The organism is Curtobacterium sp. Csp1 (assembly GCF_013347185.1).
Window position 1 is genome coordinate 2,825,989 of sequence record NZ_CP054594.1, and the last position, 18,307, is coordinate 2,844,295.

General features: G+C 72.4%; 12 protein-coding genes and 1 tRNA gene. 10 read left to right on the forward strand and 3 right to left on the reverse strand.

The features are described 5' to 3' along the window. Positions 1-23: 23 nt before the first annotated feature. From HUN58_RS13595 to HUN58_RS13625, 7 genes are all read left to right on the forward strand, one after another. Positions 24-1,910, forward strand: a complete 1,887-nt coding sequence (locus HUN58_RS13595; RefSeq protein ID WP_254631501.1) for an ABC transporter ATP-binding protein — start codon at positions 24-26, stop codon at positions 1,908-1,910. A 351-nt stretch (positions 1,911-2,261) separates the two neighbouring features. Continuing rightward, entirely contained in the window at positions 2,262-4,481 is a 2,220-nt protein-coding gene (locus HUN58_RS13600; RefSeq protein ID WP_180224936.1) for an adenylate/guanylate cyclase domain-containing protein, read from the forward strand. Beyond that, the gene (locus tag HUN58_RS13605; RefSeq protein ID WP_180224937.1) at positions 4,478-5,935 is read left to right on the forward strand and encodes a mechanosensitive ion channel domain-containing protein; all 1,458 of its coding nucleotides are present in this window, start codon (positions 4,478-4,480) and stop codon (positions 5,933-5,935) included. Before HUN58_RS13600 ends, HUN58_RS13605 begins: the two co-directional genes overlap by 4 nt. 10 nt (positions 5,936-5,945) lie before the next feature. Then, the gene (locus HUN58_RS13610) at positions 5,946-7,310 is read left to right on the forward strand and encodes a cystathionine beta-synthase (RefSeq protein ID WP_114849685.1); all 1,365 of its coding nucleotides are present in this window, start codon (positions 5,946-5,948) and stop codon (positions 7,308-7,310) included. Between the two features lie 61 nt (positions 7,311-7,371). Next, positions 7,372-8,517, forward strand: a complete 1,146-nt coding sequence (locus tag HUN58_RS13615) for a cystathionine gamma-synthase (protein ID WP_141862243.1) — start codon at positions 7,372-7,374, stop codon at positions 8,515-8,517. A gap of 116 nt (positions 8,518-8,633) precedes the next feature. Then, a complete protein-coding gene (locus HUN58_RS13620) occupies positions 8,634-10,022 on the forward strand; it encodes an MFS transporter (protein WP_180224938.1) in 1,389 nt (462 codons plus the stop codon). Between the two features lie 11 nt (positions 10,023-10,033). Further along, entirely contained in the window at positions 10,034-10,579 is a 546-nt protein-coding gene (locus HUN58_RS13625) for a substrate-binding domain-containing protein (protein ID WP_254631695.1), read from the forward strand. An 86-nt stretch (positions 10,580-10,665) separates the two neighbouring features. On the opposite strand, the gene HUN58_RS13630 is transcribed toward HUN58_RS13625, so the two are convergent. Next, on the reverse strand, positions 10,666-11,244 hold the full coding sequence (locus HUN58_RS13630; RefSeq protein ID WP_174777944.1) for a TetR/AcrR family transcriptional regulator: 579 nt from the start codon (positions 11,242-11,244) through the stop codon (positions 10,666-10,668). Between the two features lie 299 nt (positions 11,245-11,543). On the opposite strand from HUN58_RS13630, the gene HUN58_RS13635 reads away from it, so the two are divergent. Together HUN58_RS13635 and HUN58_RS13640 are read left to right on the forward strand one after the other, a co-directional pair. Further along, on the forward strand, positions 11,544-12,800 hold the full coding sequence (locus tag HUN58_RS13635) for a multidrug effflux MFS transporter (protein WP_114849680.1): 1,257 nt from the start codon (positions 11,544-11,546) through the stop codon (positions 12,798-12,800). 58 nt (positions 12,801-12,858) lie between these two features. Continuing rightward, the gene (locus HUN58_RS13640; protein WP_180224940.1) at positions 12,859-14,877 is read left to right on the forward strand and encodes a helicase HerA-like domain-containing protein; all 2,019 of its coding nucleotides are present in this window, start codon (positions 12,859-12,861) and stop codon (positions 14,875-14,877) included. 95 nt (positions 14,878-14,972) lie between these two features. On the opposite strand, the gene HUN58_RS13645 is transcribed toward HUN58_RS13640, so the two are convergent. After that, positions 14,973-15,617, reverse strand: a complete 645-nt coding sequence (locus tag HUN58_RS13645) for a hypothetical protein (RefSeq protein ID WP_180224941.1) — start codon at positions 15,615-15,617, stop codon at positions 14,973-14,975. A 332-nt stretch (positions 15,618-15,949) separates the two neighbouring features. Beyond that, positions 15,950-16,037: transfer RNA gene (locus HUN58_RS13650), tRNA-Ser, on the reverse strand. A 122-nt stretch (positions 16,038-16,159) separates the two neighbouring features. On the opposite strand from HUN58_RS13650, the gene pta reads away from it, so the two are divergent. Then, a complete protein-coding gene (gene pta / locus HUN58_RS13655; protein WP_141862230.1) occupies positions 16,160-18,268 on the forward strand; it encodes a phosphate acetyltransferase in 2,109 nt (702 codons plus the stop codon). Positions 18,269-18,307: the final 39 nt, after the last annotated feature.

Sequence of the window (18,307 nt, forward strand, 5' to 3'; positions counted from 1 at the left end):
CCGGGCGGGGATAGGTTTGCCCCATGAGCATGGGCCACGGGATGCGACCGGGTACCGCGGGTGGGCCCCGCGGCGGTGGGCGCATCTCGAGCGGCGACGTCCGGGCACAGAAGGCCGCCAACGCCGAGGCACCGCGCATCCCGCACCTCGTCCGGCGGATCGCGGAACTGTTCGTGCCGCACCGCCGCGCCATCGTCCTGACGGTCGTGCTCGTGCTCGTCGGGGCCGCCCTGTCGGTGATCCCGCCGCTGCTCACCCAGCAGGCCTTCGACCGCGGACTGTTCCCGCCGGGTGGTCGCCCGGACCTGCCGGTGCTGTTCGAGCTCGTCGGCGGCATGATCGCCCTCTGGATCGCGAGTGCCGGCGTCGGCATCTGGCAGACCTACCTGACGGCGACCGTCGGCAACAAGGTCATGGGCGCCATGCGCATGCGGCTCTTCGGGCACCTGCAGCGGATGGAACTGGCGTTCTTCACCCGCACGAAGACCGGCGTCATCCAGTCGCGGCTGCAGAACGACGTCGGTGGCGTCGCGAGCGTCCTCAACAACACGATCTCGTCCGTCCTCGGCAACACCGTCACCGTCATCGCCGCGATCGTCGCGATGCTGCTGCTGAGCTGGCAGATGACGCTCGTCGCGGTCGTCCTGCTGCCGCTGCTGGTCGTCGCCCAGCGGCGGGTCGGCCAGGTCCGCGCGCGGATCGCCGCGCAGACGCAGGAGTCGCTGTCCGACATGACGGCGATCACCCAGGAGGCACTGAGCGTCTCCGGCATCCTGCTCGCCAAGTCCTTCAACCAGCAGCGCAGCGAGACGCAGCGCTACGGGGACGAGAACCGCAACCAGATCCAGTTGCAGGTGCGGCAGCAGATGTCCGGCCAGTGGTTCTTCGCCATCGTCCAGGTCTTCCTGTCGATCATCCCCGCGGTCATCTACGTGGTGGCCGCGTACCTGATCATCGGGAACGTGCCGATCACCGCCGGCACCATCGTCGCGTTCACCACGGTGCAGTCGCGGCTGCTCTTCCCGACCGTGGGCCTGCTGCGCGTCGTCCTCGACCTGCAGACCTCGGGAGCGCTGTTCGCCCGGATCTTCGAGTACCTGGACCTGCGTCCCGCCATCACCGACGCGCCGACCGCCCAGAAGGTCGACGAGCGCCGCGTCGGGCACGTGGCGTTCGAGGACGTCACCTTCGCCTACCCGGACGCCCAGGCCGACGCACCCACGTTGCAGCAGGTCTCGTTCGAGCTCGAACCGGGGCAGTTCGCCGCCTTCGTCGGGCCATCGGGCGCGGGCAAGACGACGATCTCCTACCTGGTCCCTCGGCTGTACGAAGCGTCCTCGGGCTCGGTGCGGTTCGCAGGCGCAGACGTACGCGACCTGGAGCACGAGGACCTGATGCGTCACGTCGGCATCGTCAGCCAGGAGACGTACCTGTTCCACGCCTCGATCGGCGACAACCTCCGGTACGCCAAGCCGGACGCGACCGACGCCGAGCTCGAGCGTGCGGCACGTGCGGCGAACATCCACGAGACGATCGCCTCGTTCCCCGACGGCTACGACACCGTCGTGGGGGAGCGCGGTTACCGGTTGTCCGGCGGTGAGAAGCAGCGCATCGCGATCGCTCGGGTGCTGCTCAAGGACCCGCCGGTGCTCGTGCTCGACGAGGCGACGAGCGCGCTCGACTCCATCTCCGAACACGTCGTCCAGACCGCCCTCGACACGGCGGCTGCCGGGCGGACGACGATCTCGATCGCGCACCGGCTCTCGACGATCCGGGACGCCGACGTGATCTTCGTCCTCGACCACGGGCGGATCGTGGAACGTGGGACGCACGACGGACTGCTCGACCGTGACGGCGTGTACGCGGCGCTCTTCCGGCAGCAGAATGCGACGGTCGACGCGGACCGCTGACCGCCCGGAGCCCACCGGCCCGCCCGCCGAGGCCTCCCGAGGCGCCACCGCGCACCGTCGAGTGAGCGGACGACGTCGCGCGCCGGAGACGCAGGCGACGTCTTCTGCTCACCGGAGGAACCGGCGCGGCGCCCCACGCGCTGCGGGCAGCTGCGCGCCGCACCGGACGCGCCGGGCGCGACCCCGTGCCTCCAGTCCGGATACGGCCCACCTGCCGGCCGCAGCCCACCCCCGCGCGCGATGCGGCTAGCGGACAGCCGCGCAGAGCAGACAGCCGATCCCGCACCCGAGCACCCCTCACCTGGTAACCGTGGTCTGACAGCCCGCGCCTCGATCCACCAGGAGAACGACGTGACCGCAGTCCCACCGCAGCCCGATCCGATCCCGCCCGCGGCTGACGCGGCACCCGACGCCCCGCGCGTCGTCGAGGAGGCGCCGCGGCGCCGACCCGCCCTGCGGGGCCTGTTCTCGCGGGGGTCGCTGGACATCCAGTCGAAGCTCCTCGTGATGCTGCTCGGGGTGAGCATCGTCGCGGCGCTGGTCGTCGGCGCGGTGGGCTACCTGAACGGCCGGTCCTCGTTGCAGACCGCGGCGACGAACCAGGTGACGTCCCTCCGTGAAACGCGGATCACCGAGCTGCAGCGTTCGTTCTCGCAGTTCACGCAGACCGTGGTCGCCCAGACCCGGAACGCGAGCGTCGTGGGCGCGACGAAGGCCTTCACGGCCGGGTGGCAGGACCTCCAGCGCCAGCCGGTGACAGACGCGGACCGGACGAAGGTCGACGGCTGGTACCGCGACACGTTCGTGCCGCAGCTCGACGCCCGCTCCGGCGAGACCGCGAACCCGGAGCAGTTCGCCCCGACGACGGACCCGCAGATCTACCTGCAGGCGCGGTACACGGCGCCGTTCACCGACTACGACGAGGCGATCGAGGAAGACGACGCGGGCGACGGCAGCGCGTGGTCGGCCGCGCACGCGGAGTACCAGGAGTACTTCCGGCAGGCGACCGAGACCGTCGGATACGACGACCTGCTCCTCATGGACACCGACGGGAACGTCGTCTACTCGGCGTACGGCGGCGCGGACCTCGGGACGGACCTGGACGACGGGCCGTACCGGGACTCGAACCTGGCGTCCGGCTACCAGGACGCCCTCCGGCTGACGAGCGCCGACGACTTCGTGGTGACCGACTTCGCGCGGTACGTCCCGAGCCTGAACGTCCCGACGCTGTGGGTGATGTCCCCGGTCGGCGACCAGGGGAAGATCATCGGCGTGATGGCCGTGCAGGTGCCGGTCGAGCTCGTGAACAGCGTCATGACCGGCAACGAGGGTTGGAAGGGCGACGGGCTCGGGGACACCGGTGAGTCGTACCTGGTCGGCGCCGACCACCTCATGCGGTCGTACCCCCGCCAGCTGCTCCAGCACCCCCGGCAGTACGAGCAGGACGTCGTCGCCGCGGGGACGGCACCGTCCGTCGCGGAGCGGCAGCTGGCCGTGAAGGGGTCGGTGCTGCTCCAGGAGGTGGACTCGACCGCGGTGTCCCGGGCGCTGCAGGGGAAGACCGGGACGGTGATCGGCACCGACTACCGCGGCAAGGAGGTCCTCGCCGCGTACGCGCCGCTCGAGGTGGACGGCCTGCGGTGGGTGGTCGTCGCGCAGACCGACACCGCCGAGGCGTTCGGCCCGGTGAACGACTTCACCCGCAACCTCGGGCTGTCCCTCGTCGGGATCATCGTGCTCGTCAGCCTGCTCTCGCTGCTCCTCGCGCAGGTGTTCGTGCGCCCGGTCCGACGGCTGCAGACCGCCGTGAACCGGGTCAGCGCGGGCGAGCTCGGGGTCGAGGTGCGCACCCGTCCCGGAGACGAGATCGGCGACCTCGGGGTGGCGTTCAACGACATGAGCCGGAGCCTGCAGGTGAAGCAGGACCTGCTCGACGAGCAGCGGCGGCAGAACGACGCGCTGCTCCTCACGATGATGCCGGCCGACGTCGCCGAGCGGTACAAGCAGGGTGACGACACGATCGCGGCCGACCACCAGGACGTGGCCGTCGTCTACGCGGACCTGGTCGGGTTCGACGACTTCGCGCGTGGCCTGTCCGCCGAGGAGAGCCTGTCGCTCGTCAACGACCTGTGGCGGTCGCTGGACGAGGCGGCGAGTCGGTACGGCGTCGAGCGGGTGCGCACGACGCGGGCGGGCTACCTGGCGTCGTGCGGCCTGAGCGTTCCCCGGGTCGACAACGTTCGGCGGATGGTCGACTGGGCTGAGGAGTCCCAGCGCGTCGTCGACCGCTTCAACGCGCAACACGGCTCGCGCGTGGGCCTCCGCGCCGGCATCGACACCGGGCAGGTGACGAGCGGGCTCGTCGGCCGGTCGAAGCTCGTCTACGACATGTGGGGCGACGCGGTCAGCCTGGCGTACCGCGTGCAGGGCATCGCACCGGCAGCCGGCGTCTACGCGACGCAGCGCGTGGTCGACAAGCTCGGCGACCGCGACGGCCTGGTCGACGCCGGCGAGGTCCGCACCCAGAGCGGCACGCAGCGCATCTGGAAGCTCGAGCAGGTGGCGTCGTGACCGCGTTCTGGGAGCAGTCGTGGTTCTGGCCGTCGATCGCGGTGATCGTCGGCCTGCCGGTGCTGCTGCTCGCCCTCACCGAGCTGCAGTCCTCGCTGCAGCGCCGGCACAACCCGATGCACAAGGTCATCGGGCTGCTCCGGAACGCGGTCGTGCCGATCATCGCGATCCTGGTGCTGTCCGTGCAGGTCACCGATGCGGTGGACCCCGGCCAGCCGGTCGTGAACCAGGTCATCGCCTCGGTCCTCGGGTTCCTGGTGATCGTGTTCGTGCTGAACGGGTTGAACGTCCTGCTCTTCACGAACGCCCGCGCCGGGTCGTGGCGCGAGAAGGTCCCGTCGATATTCGTCGACATCGCCCGGATCGTGCTCATCGCGCTCGGGCTCGCGCTCGTCTTCAAGATCGTCTGGGGCGCCGACGTCGGCGGGATCTTCACCGCCCTGGGTGTCGGGTCGCTCGTCATCGGCCTCGCGCTGCAGTCCGCGGTCGGACCGGTCATCGCGGGACTCTTCCTGCTCTTCGAGCAGCCGTTCCGGCTCGGCGACTGGCTCGACGTGGGCGGCACCCGTGGCCGGGTCGTCGAGGTGAACTGGCGGTCCGTGCACATCGACACCGGGGGTGGGATCCTGGTCACCCCGAACTCGTCGCTCGCCGGTGCGTCGTTCACGAACCTCAGCCGGACAGGAGGCACGTTCCCGGTCACGACGTCCGTCACGTTCACGACGGACGACGCCCCGGCGGCCGTGGTCGCGCTGTTGCAGCGCACCGCCGCGGCCCTGCCGCAGCTCGCGCGGGACACCGCGCCGGCGGCTGAGCCGGCCGGCGGCGCGGCGTACACGGTGTCGTTCGAGGTCGGCGGCCCGTCCCAGGAGGGACCGGCGCTCGCGCAGTTCCGGACGTGGCTCTGGTACGCCGCCCGCCGTGAGGGCTTGGCACTCGACGGCGACGGGACGGACGACCACGCGACCGAGGAACGGCGGGACGCGGCGCTCGCCGCGGTGGCGCCGATCCTGTACCTCGGTGACGAGGACCGCGCGGCGCTCGCCCCTGCCGTGCGGCTCGAGCGCTACGCGGCCGGCGAGGTGATCGCCCGCCCCGGCGTCGTGCCGACGGTGATCCGGTTCGTCCTCAGCGGCAGCATCGAGCTGCGGGTGCCGTTCGACGGGACGCAGCTCCTGGCGACGAAGGTGGAAGCCGGCGACTACGTCGGGCAGACGGCCCTGACCCGCGAGGTCGTGCAGGCGTTCCAGGTGGCGACCACCGAGGTGTCCGTGCTCGCGGTCCCGGCCCCGGTCCTCGACGCGATCGTGCAGCGGACCCCGCGCCTGGCGAAGGACATCAGCGCCGTCATCGACCGCCGTCACCAGGACGTCCAGGACGTCCTGCAGGCCCAGGAGCAGGTCCGCCTGCAGTCCCGCGTCGCATCCCAGCGGGTCGCCGGGGGAGCCGCCTAGACTCGGCCGCGTGCGTTACGCGAACTCGGTCGTCGACCTCGTCGGCGACACCCCGCTCGTCCGTCTGAACCGCGTCACCGAGGGCATCCGGCCGACCGTCCTGGTCAAGGTCGAGTACCTGAACCCGGGCGGCTCGTCGAAGGACCGCATCGCGACGCGGATCATCGATGCGGCCGAGGCCTCCGGCGACCTGCGCCCCGGCGGGACGATCGTCGAACCGACCTCCGGGAACACCGGGGTCGGGCTCGCGCTCGTGGCCCAGCAGCGCGGGTACCGGTGCGTGTTCGTCCTGCCGGACAAGGTCGGCGAGGACAAGCGGAACGTCCTCACCGCGTACGGCGCCGAGATCGTCGTCACCCCCACCGCGGTCCCGCCGGAGCACCCCGAGTCGTACTACTCCGTGTCGGACCGGCTCGTGCGGGAGATCCCCGGCGCCTACAAGCCGAACCAGTACGCGAACCCGAACGGCCCGCGGAGCCACTACGAGACCACCGGTCCCGAGATCTGGCGCGACACCGAGGGGCAGATCACGCACTTCGTCGCCGGCGTCGGCACCGGGGGCACCATCTCCGGCACCGGCCGGTACCTCAAGGAAGCGTCGGACGGACGCGTCCGGATCGTCGGCGCGGACCCGGAGGGCTCGGTCTACTCGGGCGGCACCGGGCGGCCGTACCTGGTGGAGGGCGTCGGCGAGGACTTCTGGCCAGCCGCGTACGACGCCGGGATCCCGGACGAGATCATCGCCGTGACGGACGCGGAGTCGTTCGCGATGACCCGCCGCCTGGCGCGCGAGGAGGGCCTGCTCGTGGGTGGGTCGAGCGGCATGGCCGTGGTCGCCGCGCTCCGGGCCGCGCAGGACCTGACCGAGGACGACGTCGTCGTGGTGCTCCTGCCGGACAGCGGCCGGGGCTACCTCGGCAAGATCTTCAACGACCGGTGGATGCGCTCGTACGGCTTCGCCGAGACCGACGACGCGCGGACGGTGGGGTCCGTCGTCGCGGGCAAGGACGGCCGTCTGCCGGACCTCGTGCACGCGCACCCGTCGGACACCGTGCGGGACGTCGTCGAGATCATGGCGACGTACGGCGTCTCGCAGATGCCGGTCCTGAGCGCCGAACCGCCCGTCGTGATCGGCGAGGTCGTCGGTGCCGTCGCCGAGAAGGACCTGCTCGAGCAGGTGTTCACCGGCGCGGCCGCGATGACCGACGCGGTGTCCGGCTTCGTCGGGGACCCGCTCCCGCTCATCGGCACGGGGGAGTCCCTGTCCGCGGCCCGGCGGGCGCTCGAGTCCGTCGACGCCCTGCTCGTCGTCGACGACGGCAAGCCGGTGACCGTGCTGACCCGGCACGACCTGCTGACCTCCCTGTCCGAGTGACCCGGGCCGCGCACCGACGCGCCCCCGACCACGACCCCGAGCTGCAAGGAACCCCGATCGCATGACCGAGTTCGACACCCGTGCCGTCCACGCCGGCCAGGACCCCGACGCCACGACCGGCGCGGTGATCCCGCCCATCCACGTCACGAGCACCTACGTGCAGGACGGCGTGGGGAACATGCGGAACGGCTACGAGTACTCGCGCGGCGGCAACCCGACGCGGGACGCCCTGCAGACGCTCCTCGCCGACCTGGACGGCGGCGTCGCGGCGTACTCGTTCGCGTCCGGGCTGGCCGCCGAGGACGCCCTGCTCCGCGCGTACCTGGAGCCCGGCGCCCGCGTGGTGATGGGCAACGACGTCTACGGCGGGACGCACCGCCTGGTGAACCGGCTGCACGTGCCGTGGGGCGTCGAGCTCGTCGTCGTCGACATGAGCGACGTCGACCGGGTCCGCGCCGCGCTCGAGGGTGCCCCCGCGAAGACCGTCCTGTGGGTCGAGACCCCGACGAACCCGCTCATGAAGATCGCCGACATCGCGCTGCTGTCCGAGGTCGGGCACGCCGCCGGTGCGCTCGTCGTCGTGGACAACACGTTCGCCTCGCCGTACCTGCAGCAGCCGCTCGCGCTCGGCGCCGACGCGGTGTCGTACTCCACGACGAAGTACCTCGGGGGCCACTCCGACGTCGTCGGCGGTGCGGTCGTGCTGCGGGACCAGGAGTTCGCGGAGCAGGTCGGCTTCCTGCAGTTCGGTGCGGGTGCGATCGCCTCGCCGTTCGACGCCTTCCTGACCACCCGCGGCATCAAGACGCTGCCGCTGCGGATGGAGCGGCACTCCGCGAACGCGCAGGCCGTGGCCGAGGCGCTCGTGTCCGCCCCGGGTGTCGAGCGCGTCTTCTACCCGGGCCTCGCCGACCACCCCGGGCACGACGTCGCCGCGAAGCAGATGCGTGGCTTCGGCGGCATGCTCTCGGTCGCGCTGACCGGCGGCCCCGCGGCGGCGAAGCGGTTCGTCGAGTCGACCGAGGTGTTCACGCTCGCCGAGTCGCTCGGCGGGGTCGAGTCGCTCATCGGCTACCCGAGCGAGATGACGCACGCGTCCGTCAAGGGCACGGAGCTCGCCGTGCCGGAGAACGTCGTCCGCCTGTCGGTGGGCATCGAGGACGCCGGCGACCTGGTCGCGGACGTCCTGCAGGCGTTGGAGCGCTGACGTCCCGGCGCGCTGACGTCGCGGCGCGCTGACGCGCGCGCTGGGCGGACTGGAGGATCGTGGCGGCGCCGCCACGATCCTCCAGTCCGTCCGTGGTCACCGGTAGCGTGACCCGGGTGAGCAGCGTGGCGACGACGACCGGGATCCTCAGCGGGCGCTACGCGCTCGCGACGATCGGCATGGTCGCCATCGTGGGCGTCGCGGCGTTCCAGAACCTGGCGATGACCACGGTCATGCCGGAGATCAGCCGTGACCTCGACGGCGAGACGCTGTACGCGCTCGCCTTCGCGGCACCCCTCGCCGCGGGTGTCCCCGGGATGGTGCTCGCGGGGAACTGGACGGACCGGTCCGGCGGTCGTGTCGTCGCGTGGGTCTCGGCCGCGCTCTTCGCGCTCGGCACCGCGGTCGTGATGCTGGCGCCCACGATGGAGGTGTTCCTCGTCGGGCGGCTCGTCGAGGGCTTCGGTGCCGGGGCGATCGACGTCGTGCTCTACGTGCTCGTCGCACGGATCTTCCCAGCCGAGCTGCACGGCCCGGTGTTCGCCGGGTTCGCCGCGGCGTGGGTCGTCCCGGCGCTCGTCGGCCCGGCGGTCGCGGGGATCGTCACCGAGACGTGGGGCTGGCACTGGGTCTTCGCCGGGGCGCTCGTCATCGCGGTGGTGTCGTTCGCCCTGCTCGTGCCGACCCTCGGGAAGCTGCACGCCCCGGCCGCCGCGCTCCGACCGGTGTGGCAACGCACCAGGATCGGCTGGTCCGTCGGGGCGGCGATCGCGATCCTGCTCCTCAACGTCGCCCCGGACCTCGGCCCGTGGCCGCGCGTCGCCGCGGTCGTCGTCGGGGTCGTCGGCACGTGGGCGGCGCTCCGTCCGCTGCTGCCGACCGGGACGTTCCGTGCGGCGCCCGGGCTGCCGAGCGTGGTGCTCCTGCGGGGACTCGTCGCGGCGGCGTTCTTCGGGAGCGAGGCCTACGTGCCGTTCCTGCTGCAGTCGCGGCACGGTCTGTCGGCGTCGACGGCGGGCCTCGCGCTGACCGTCGCCGCCCTGAGCTGGGCCGGTGCCAGCTGGGTGCACGGACGGGTCGGCGAGGAACGCCTGACGGCCGCCAGGACGTTCGGTGTCGGGCTCGCCCTGGTGCTCGTCAGCCTGGTCACGGCGCTCGCGGTCGCCGCGTTCGACCTGCCGTGGTGGGTGCTCGTCGTCGGCTGGTTCGTCGGCGGCGCGGGCATGGGCGGGCTGTACCCGCGGGCGTCGATGCTGACGCTGCGGTTCTCGGGCGAGGGCGACGACGGGTTCGCGAGCTCGGCGCTGACGATCGCGGACGCCTCGGGCAGCGTCGTCGGGCTCGCGGTCACCGGGTTGCTGTTCGTCGGCAGCGGGGGAGCGGACGCCGCGTGGTCGTTCCCGTTCGTGTTCCTCGCGATGATCGTGATCGCGCTGCTCGCCACCGCGGCGGTCCGACGGCTCGGCCCGGTGCCGCCGCCTGCAGGTGCCGAGCGGGTAGCGTGACGCGCGTGCGCATGCGGGTCGGGGCCGTCGTGGCCGTCGTGGTGGGGGCGGCCCTCGTCGCCCTGACCGGTTGCCAGGGTCCCACGACCGCGGCGCCGACGCCCGTGCAGAGCTCGGACCTGACCAGCTCGGACGGCGGCTTCGACCGGCACGCCGTGGTCGGGGTGGTCCTGTCCGCCGCGGACGGCTCGCTCGGCACGGCGCTCGGCGACCGGCTCGACGCAGCGGGGTTCCGGTCGGACGTCCGGGTGGCGCCCGAGCAGGACGGCGCGGCGGCCCAGCGCGAGGCGGTCGACGCGCTCGTCCGGGGCGGCGCGAAGGCGGTGCTCGTCCGCGCAGTCGACGCCTCGGCCCTGGCCGGGGCGCTCCAGACCGCGCACGACGCCGGCGTGGTCGTGGTGTCCCTCGGTGGGTCCCTGCCCGCGAGCGGGACCGGGGGCGACGGGGTGTCCGCCGACCATCGAGTGCCCGGCGACGACGGGGACGCGTTCGTCGACGCCACGGTCGACGTGGTGCGGTCGCTGCAGCGCGGCGAGAAGCCGACGGTCAGCAACTGACGGTCAGCGACCGACGATCAGCGACCGACGATCAGCGACCGACGATCAGCGACCGACGGTCGCTGCTGTCGCCGGTGCCGCGGCGCTCAGTGCCACCAGGACGGGAACGACAGCGTGATCGTCTCGACGAGCGACCTCCGCGACCGCCGGGGCCCGGCGAGCCAGGCCTCGATCGCACCGACGAACCCCTGCGCGACGAACCCGGCCGCGACGTCGTCGAGCATGGTCGGGCGCTCGGTGGGGAGCTCGCGGATGTGCTGCGCGCTCGAGACGGTGAAGTGCTCGACGAGGAGCCGGTGGAGCGAGGCGTCCTCGGTGTCCGGGAGCCCCTTCGCGTAGATGTCCCGGTGGGACACCACGTGCTCGACGACCGCGTCGATCCCGCGACGGGTGATCGCAGCGAGCTCGTCGGCACTCGCACCACGGGCGGCAGCCGTCCGGCGGGCCTCGGCGTCGTCCTCGCGGATGCGGTCGAGCTCGGGCGTGAGCACGTCGGCGAGCAGCGACCCCGGCGAGACCGCGTGCGAGTAGAAGGTCGCACGGTTGATCCCGGCCGCGCGCGTGACGTCCGCGACGGTGATCGTGGACACGGGGCGGTCGGCGGCCAGCCGCAGGATCGCCTCGCGCAGGGCTGCGGTCGTGTGCAGGATCCGTGCGTCGACCACGGTCCCACCCCCTTCTCGCCGAGTCCGTTGCCCGGTCCGACCAGGTGTCGACGAGCACGGTCGACGCTACCGTACGGCGACCGCCCGGACGGGACGGAGAGCGCGGTGTGACGCGACGGATGTGGTGCGGGAGGTTCCGGGAGCGCTCACGCAGCCCGTAGGATGGTTCCGTGGGCGAATCGATTCGATTCGACTCGGCCGGGTCCGCCCGGTGCGACCCCGCTCTCCCGGCGCCGGGCAACCGCGGCGCCCGTGATCACCTCCCTCTCCCGTCTCTCCTGTCGAAGGACCGCTCGCTCGTGACCGCGCCCGCCACCACTGGTCCACTCCGCGTCGTGCTCCACCCCGGTGACTCGCTCACCCGGGGTCAGCGCCTCGTCTACGTCTTCGTGCTCGGCGCGCTCACCGCGCTCGGGCCGTTCACCATCGACCTCTACCTGCCGGCGTTCCCGTCGCTCAAGGAGCAGTTCGGGGTCTCCGACGGCGCCGTGCAGCTCACGCTCACGGCGACGACGCTCGGGTTCGCGGTCGGCCAGCTGCTGGTCGGCCCGTGGAGCGACAAGGTCGGTCGTCGCCTGCCGCTCATCATCGCCACCACGGTGCACATCGCGGCGTCCATCGGAGCGGCCACCGCGCCGGACATCGAGCTGCTGGCCGTGTTCCGCGTCCTGCAGGGCATGGGTGCCGCGGCGGGTGGTGTCGTCGCGATGGCCACCGTCCGCGACCTGTTCGGCGGCAAGCCCCTCGTGCGCATGCTGTCGCGCCTGGCGATGGTGAACGGCCTCGCACCGATCCTCGCGCCGCTCATCGGCTCGCAGATGCTCCGCTTCACCAGCTGGCGCGGCATCTTCGTGTTCCTCGCCTGCTACGGCCTGGCCGTCGTGATCGCGTCGATCCTGCTCATCGTCGAGACGCTGCCGAAGGAGCGCCGGCACGAGGCCGGCCACTCCACCGTCGGCCAGCGGTACAAGGCGCTGTTCTCCGACCGGATCTTCGTCGGCGTCGCGCTCATCGGAGCGATGGTGTTCAGCGGCCTGTTCTCGTACCTGAGTTCGTCGCCGTTCCTGTTCCAGGGCGTCTACGGGCTCAACGCGCAGCAGTACGGACTGCTCTTCGCGGTGAACTCCATCGGCGTCGTCGTCGGCGTGCAGATCTCCTCGCGGATCGCGCAGCGTGTCGGCCCGCAGTGGATCCTCGCCTGCTCGACCGCGACCCTGTTCCTGGCGTCGGTCGCGATCATCGTGCTCGACGCGCTGGGTGCCGGACTGGTCGGCGTGCTCGTGCCGCTCTGGTTCTTCATCGCGGCGTGCGGCTTCTCGTTCCCGCTCGTCCAGGTGATCGGCCTCGCCGCGCACGGCAAGGAAGCCGGCACCGCCGCCTCGCTCCTCGGCGCCCTGAACTTCGGTGTCGCCGGGCTCATCTCGCCGATCGTCGGCTGGCTCGGCATCGAGACCGCGGCGCCGATGGCGGCCGTGATGGCGTGCACGGCGGCGGTGGCGATCGTCCTGCTCTGGGCCGTGGTCCGCCCCCGCACGGTCCCCGCCCTCACGCACTAGTCACTCCCCGTCGTCGTCCGGCCGGACCGGCGTCGGTCGGCGTCCGTACGCTGTGGCCATGAGCGACGACGCGGTGGAGCAGGCGAGAGCATCGGCAGCGGCGGCGCAGGCCGCCGCCGAGGAGGCGCGTCGGCTCGCCGATGAGGCCGCACGGCGGGCCGAGGAGCTCGCCGCAGCGCTGAGCCGGACAGTGGCCGCAGCGCCCACCGAGCCGGCGGCGACGACAGCCGAGCCGGCAGCAGCGCCCACGGACCCGGCCACCCCGGCAGCCGAGTCGACGTCGTCCACAGGCACCGAGCCTCCCGTCCGGCCCGACACCCGACCCGGCGACCAGGCGACCCCGCCGCTCACCGCACCACCCGCCGGACCGCTCGGCGCCGACGCCGTGGCGGCCGTCCGTACCGGGTACGCCGTCGGCGGCACCGCCCTCGAACTCGGCGCGCTCGTCAACGGCGAGGCGCTGCCGGACGTCCAGGTCCGCATCCCGCTCGGCATGCTCAACCGGCACGGCCTCGTCGCGGGTGCCACCGGCACGGGCAAGACCCGCACCCTGCAGCTCCTCGCCGAGCAGATCGCCGCGGCCGGTGTGCCGGTGTTCGCGGCGGACGTCAAGGGCGACCTGTCCGGCTTGGCGACCCCCGGCCAGCCGAACGACAAGCTGCTCGCGCGCACGGCGGGCATCGGCCAGCAGTGGCAGGGCGTCGGCAGCCAGGCCGAGTTCTACGCCCTCGGCGGCGTCGGCACGGGTGTCCCGGTCCGGGCGACGGTGTCCGGGTTCGGGCCGCTGCTGCTCGCGAAGGTGCTCGGTCTCAACGAGACGCAGGAGTCGTCGCTCGGGCTCGTCTTCCACTACGCCGAGCAGGCCGGGCTGCCGCTCGTCGACCTGTCCGACCTGCGGAGCGTCCTGACCTACCTGACGAGCGACGCGGGCAAGGGCGAACTCGCGGACCTCGGCGGTCTGTCGAAGCAGACGGTCGGCGTGATCCTGCGCGAGCTCGTCACCTTCGCCGACCAGGGTGCCGACGCGTTCTTCGGGGAGCCGGAGATCGACACCGCCGAGTTCCTCCGGACGGCCCCGGACGGCCGCGGGATCGTGAGCCTGCTCGAGGTCCCCGGCGTGCAGGACCAGCCACAGCTGTTCTCGACGTTCCTGATGTGGATGCTCGCAGACCTGTTCAACGAGCTGCCCGAGGTCGGCGACCAGGACAAGCCGAAGCTCGTGTTCTTCCTCGACGAGGCGCACCTGCTGTTCACGGGTGCGTCGAAGGACTTCACCGAGCAGGTCGTCCGCACCGTCCGGCTGATCCGTTCGAAGGGCGTCGGCGTGTTCTTCGTCACGCAGACGCCGAAGGACGTCCCGAACGACGTGCTCGCGCAGCTGGGGTCGCGCATCCAGCACCAGCTCCGCGCGCACACGCCCGACGACGCGAAGGCTCTCCGCGCCACGGTGTCGACCTACCCGACGAGCGAGTACGACCTCGGCGAGGTCCTGACCTCGCTGGCGACGGGTGAGGCGATCGTCACCGTGATGAACGAGCGTGGTGCGCCCACGCCGGTCGCGTGGACGCGCCTGCGCGCGCCGCAGGGCTCCATGGAGCCCCTGCCGGGGGCCGACCTGGAGGCCCGGGTCACCTCGTCCCCGCTCCTCGCCCGGTACGGCACCCGCGTCGACCCCGACTCGGCGCACGAGATCCTCGCGCGCCGGATGGAGGCCGCGGCCGCCGAGGCCGCCGCCGCGGAGGCGGCGGAGCACGCCGCGTCCGCGCAGGCCGAGGCCGAGAAGCAGGCGGCGCGGGCCGCCGCGGCAGCCGCGAAGGAGGCGGCGGCGCGGGCGAAGCAGGACGAGCGAGAGCGTCGGGCCGCGCAGCAGGAGTACGAGCGCACGCAGCGGGAGTTCGAGCGCGCGGAGCGGACGGCCGAGTCGCGGCGGAGCGATCGCTCGCCACGGTCGTCGCGGACGTCGACCTCGCGGCGGTCGGGGGACCCGCTGTCGGACCTGCTCGGTCCGGGGCTCGGCGGGACCATCGCCAAGGAGGTCGTGAAGGGGATCTTCTCGACCCTGCGACGCCGGCGCTGAGGGGCCGCGCTGACGGTCGGCGAGCTCGGGTGGCGCGGTCGGTCAGCGTGCTCGTCGGGCGCTGATCGGTCAGCCTGCTCGGGCGGCGCGGACGGTCAGCGTGCGAGGAGTCCGATCGTCTCGACGGCGAGGACCCCGACGACGAGGGCGGCCGCAGCGCCACCCGCGACCGCGACGCCGGCACGACGCTCGTACCAGGCGCGGCTCGACGGCCAGCGGCGGGCGACCTCGCGTGCCGGCAGGACGCGGCCTTCGCGGTCCACCTGGACGTCGAGCACGTCGACCACGCGCTCGAGTGCCGCGTCGCCCCAGACGTCGCCGCGCATGCGGAACAGGTGCTCGTCGTCGGCGTCGAACGCCAGGAGCGTCCGGACCGGGCGGTCGGCCGTCCCGTGCTGCGTCGTCACGAGGACGAGGTGGTGCACCCGGGCCCGCGGGATGCGTCGGTTCGCGGTGACCACGCCGTGCAGCACGACGTCGTCCTCGTCGATCCCGAGGAACGCCGAGCCGAGCCGAACGAACAGCACACCGGCCAGGACGGTGAGGAGCACGACGAAGCCGGCCACGAGCGACCACCAGCGCATCGGGAGGGTGACCCAGACCAGCGCGACGACGAGTGGGACGGCGGAGCAGACGACGCTCAGGGCGGTGGAGCGGACCAGTGCGCGACGGGGCCGGAGCACCGTGTCGAACACCGGCGCGCGCAGTCGTCCCGTCGCCGGTACCGTCGCGTCCCCCACGTGGGTCTCCTCGCCCTCGGGTGCGCGGGCAGCGTCGACCGCACGCCCGTCGGGCGACGCCCCTGCCGCCCGGTTGCACCGTGTCCGACCCGTCCCGGGGTCGTCCGTGAGCACAGACTAGGGCCTCGGCGGGGCCGGAGGACAGTGCGTTCCACTGCGCAGCGGCGTGTTCCGGCCACCTCGTTGCGGACGGGGGGCACAGCCGTCGGCCTGACGGGGGACACGGGCGTCGACGGGCGCCACCGGAACGACGAAGGGCACCCGCTCGGCGGGTGCCCTTCGTCGTTCTTGACCGGTACGTTCCTGGCCGGAACGCTCCTGGTGGGAGTTGCTGGCGGAGAATGGGGGATTCGAACCCCCGAGGGCTTGCACCCAACACGCTTTCCAAGCGTGCGCCATAGGCCACTAGGCGAATTCTCCAGGCGACATCTCGCGATGACGAAAACCAATGGTACAGGTTCCCGAGGGTGTGGATGACCACGAGCCTCCACAGCCCCGCCGGCTCCCAGAGGGCCCGTCGAGCGCGCGACTACCCTGGAGGTGTGTCGACCCGCATCTACATCACGTCAGCAGAGGGGCACACCGGCAAGAGCACCGTGGCCCTCGGTGTCCTCGAGACCCTCGCCCGATCCGTCGGTCGCGTCGGCGTGTTCCGACCCGTCGCCCGGTCGGTCGCCGAGCCCGACTACGTGCTCGAGCTGCTCCTGCAGCACACCGCCGTCGGGCTCTCGTACGACGAGGCCGTCGGCGTCACCTACGACGACGTCCACGCGGACCCCGACGCCGCGCTCGGCACGATCCTGTCCCGCTTCGCGCAGGTCGAGCGGCAGTGCGACGCGGTCGTGGTCCTCGGGTCCGACTACACCGACGTGGGCAGCCCGACGGAGCTGTCCTTCAACGCGAAGGTCGCGGCGAACCTCGGGGCGCCCGTGCTGCTCGTGCTCGGCGGCCGCGACTCCGCCGAGCGGGGGGCGCGCACGGCCGAGGCGATGGCGCAGGTCGCCGACGTCACGACGAGCGAGCTCCGGGCGGCGCACGCCCAGCTCCTCGGCGTGGTGGTGAACCGTGCCGACCCGGACGCGCTCGCGGCGATCGTCGCGAGCGTCGAGCACGCGGTGCGCGACGTCCACCCCGACACGCCCGTCTGGGCCATCCCCGAGGACCGCGTGCTCGTCGCACCGACCGTCCGTGCCCTGCTGCAGGCGACCGGCGCGACGCTCGTCCGTGGGGACGAGGCCCTGCTCGACCGCGAGGCCCTGGGCACCGTCGTCGCCGGCATGAGCATGGAGAACGTGCTGCCCCGGCTCATCGAGGGCGGGATCGTGGTCGTGCCGGGGGACCGCAGCGACGTGCTGCTCGCCACGGTGCTCGCGAACCAGTCCGAGACCTTCCCGAGCCTGGCCGGTGTCATCCTGAACGGCGGGTTCGAGACCTCGCCGCAGATCACCCGCCTGCTCGAGGGCCTGTCGAGCTCGCTGCCGATCGCCCGGAACGACCTCGGCACGTACGACACCGCGCTCCGGATCACCCACACCCGCGGGCGGCTCGCGGCGGACTCCCCGCGGAAGGCCGACCTCGCGCTCGCGCTCTTCGAGCAGCACGTCGACGCCGACGCCCTGCGCGACCGGCTGCAGCTCACGCCGTCCGGCGTCGTGACGCCGCTCATGTTCGAGCACGGCCTGCTCGACCGGGCCCGCGGCTACGGCAAGCGGATCGTCCTGCCCGAGGGCGACGACGACCGCATCCTGCACGCCGCGTCCACGCTGCTGCAGCGTCAGGTCTGCGCGCTGACGATCCTCGGCGAACCCGCCGCGATCCGTGCCCGCGCGACCGAGCTCGGGCTCGACCTCGAGGGTGCGCAGCTCGTCAGCCCGTTCGACCCCGAGCTCCGCGAGCGCTTCGCCGAGGAGTACACCCGGCTGCGGGCGCACAAGGGCATGTCGATCGAGCTCGCCCGCGACACCGTCACGGACGTCTCGTACTTCGGCACGCTCATGGTGCAGCTCGGGTTGGCCGACGGCATGGTGTCCGGCGCGAAGCACACCACGGCGCACACGATCCGGCCGTCCTTCGAGATCATCAAGACCCGGCCGGACACGTCGATCGTGTCGAGCGTCTTCCTCATGGCGCTGGCCGACCGCGTGCTCGTGTACGGCGACTGCGCGGTGATCCCGGACCCGACGAGCGAGCAGCTCGCCGACATCGCGATCTCGTCGGCCGAGACCGCGGCGCAGTTCGGCATCGATCCGCGGGTGGCGATGCTCAGCTACTCGACCGGGGACAGCGGCACCGGGGCGGACGTCGACAAGGTCCGCGCGGGCACCGCCTTCGTGCGAGAGCGTCGCCCGGACCTGCTCGTCGAGGGCCCCATCCAGTACGACGCCGCCGCCGACCCGACCGTCGCGAGCACGAAGATGCCGGGCTCGCCGGTCGCCGGCAGGGCGACGGTGTTCGTCTTCCCGGACCTGAACACCGGCAACAACACCTACAAGGCCGTGCAGCGGTCGGCGGGTGCCGTGGCCATCGGTCCGGTGCTCCAGGGCCTGCGCAAGCCGATCAACGACCTCTCGCGGGGCGCCCTCGTCGGCGACATCGTGAACACCGTCGCGATCACCGCGATCCAGGCCGGCACCGCGACCGACGCGGCCTGACCGACCGACCCGCACCGCGCCTCCAGTCCGTCCCGAGAA